The sequence below is a fragment of the Noviherbaspirillum pedocola genome, assembly GCF_016632335.1.
In the GTDB taxonomy this organism is placed as follows: Bacteria; Pseudomonadota; Gammaproteobacteria; order Burkholderiales; family Burkholderiaceae_D; genus Noviherbaspirillum_A; species Noviherbaspirillum_A pedocola.
Map to the genome: position 1 here is coordinate 1 of NZ_JAEPBG010000068.1, position 1,617 is coordinate 1,617.

Consider the following 1,617-nt stretch of genomic DNA (forward strand, 5'->3'; position numbering starts at 1 on the left):
TTCCTTACTCTTCCTCGGAGTACTCAGGCAGGGCAATCAACTACCCGCTTTATGAAAAGCCGGTCCATTTCAGGGCCAAGGTTCAAGAGTTCTCCGGTGGTGGCTTTGAGGTCGTTATATCGTCCGTGAACCTCCAGCGTCATGCCGATCGCGCTTCAATGCACGTCCCCCGTGGGCCACGTACAGAGCGCAAGGGGGATCAGGAATCCATTGAGAAGGCTAGGCGTAGGGCCAAGCGTTCAGTGCGTCTCAAGGTCAAGGAAATGGGTGCGGATCATCTCATCACATTTACCACTCGTGCCACGATCTCCAGAGATGAATTGAAGGCGGCATGGGGTCGTTTCACGGATAACGTTTCGTATCACATGAAGCGCAAGTTTGAGTACGTGTGCGTGTGCGAACCTCATCCCACAAACCCCGATCATCTGCATCTACATGCGGCCATTCGTGGGCGGCTCTCGTCGCGTGAAATGGTGTTGTTCCGTCGATGCTGGTACATCGCATTGGGGGCCACTGGAAAAGAGAAAGGGGCTGCTGCTCCGGGTGGATTCAATATCCGTCATATCAGGGTCAAGGGCGGCGCTCATAGGCGCATGGATAAGATCGCGTCCTACATCTCCAAGTACATAACGAAAGAGGACTGCGCAGGCTTTAACAAAAAGAGGTACTGGGCTTCAAAGATCAATCTCAAGGAAGCTCGTGCGTACTGGTTGAAGGCGGTATCAATCAAGGAAGCAGTAACGGAGTTCTGCCGAGAGTTCGATTTCGTTCCGGCGGATATGAAGCAGGACTTTTTCCAAGCTAGGAATATCGACCTGGCGTGGATGCGTTGTGTTCCTGATCCTGGGGGGATATGGAGTCACGTTCCGTTCTAAGACCAGGCGCCGCAACGCGCGCGCACGGATGGAGCACGTGATGCGGCGAACCTCTCCTACGTCACATCGATATCAGAGCTTTTAAGTAGCTGGGTATGGGCCGCAGGGCCCATGTAAGCATCGCTGAGGCTGCGCATGGTTAGCTCCATCCGCGGCTTTATCTTTTTATCCCCTGAGGCCGTATTCGCGCTCTGCAAGCCATTACGCACCGTTGCGTACCACGGGTGGCTGGATTGGCATTCCGGTTGATTGACGGAAACGGCTGAGTAAGGCAACATCCGTTTCAAGCCTACCAATGAAAAAGGCCCGCAACGGTTGCAGCCGTTCGGACCTGTGGTCGGTTCCAGATAACTTTAGGAAGCCCCAAAACCGACATGTCCGAGCATACCATGCCCGGCATTTCGTCACTAGTTACGTTTTGTCGTGACGAAACTGCCAACACGTTTGAGCAAGACGCCAATTTTGTTATCCCTGAGGGTGCTGAGGGGTCTGACGCCGCGCCTCTGGCTTGCGCTATCGCGCAGGCCGGGGGTGCGGGGGCGGAGCCCCCGGCAGTTAAACTAGATACAAGGATACTTGAAGGGAATCCCTTCACCTCCCTCCGTCCTGAACAGATTCCTTACTCTTCCTCGGAGTACTCAGGCAGGGCAATCAACTACCCGCTTTATGAAAAGCCGGTCCATTTCAGGGCCAAGGTTCAAGAGTTCTCCGGTGGTGGCTTTGAGGTCGTTATATCGTCCGT

2 protein-coding genes are annotated in these 1,617 nt (G+C 54.4%); both read left to right on the plus strand.

Translation table 11 applies throughout. The annotated features are described in order from the left end of the window. Window positions 1–875, plus strand: an 875-nt coding sequence (locus tag JJB74_RS32920; RefSeq protein ID WP_200598763.1) for a rolling circle replication-associated protein, incomplete at its 5' end; no start/stop codon positions are given. A 374-nt stretch (window positions 876–1,249) separates the two neighbouring features. Then, window positions 1,250–1,617 (plus strand): hypothetical protein (locus tag JJB74_RS33635; RefSeq protein WP_234485061.1); only part of this gene is annotated, 368 nt, incomplete at its 3' end.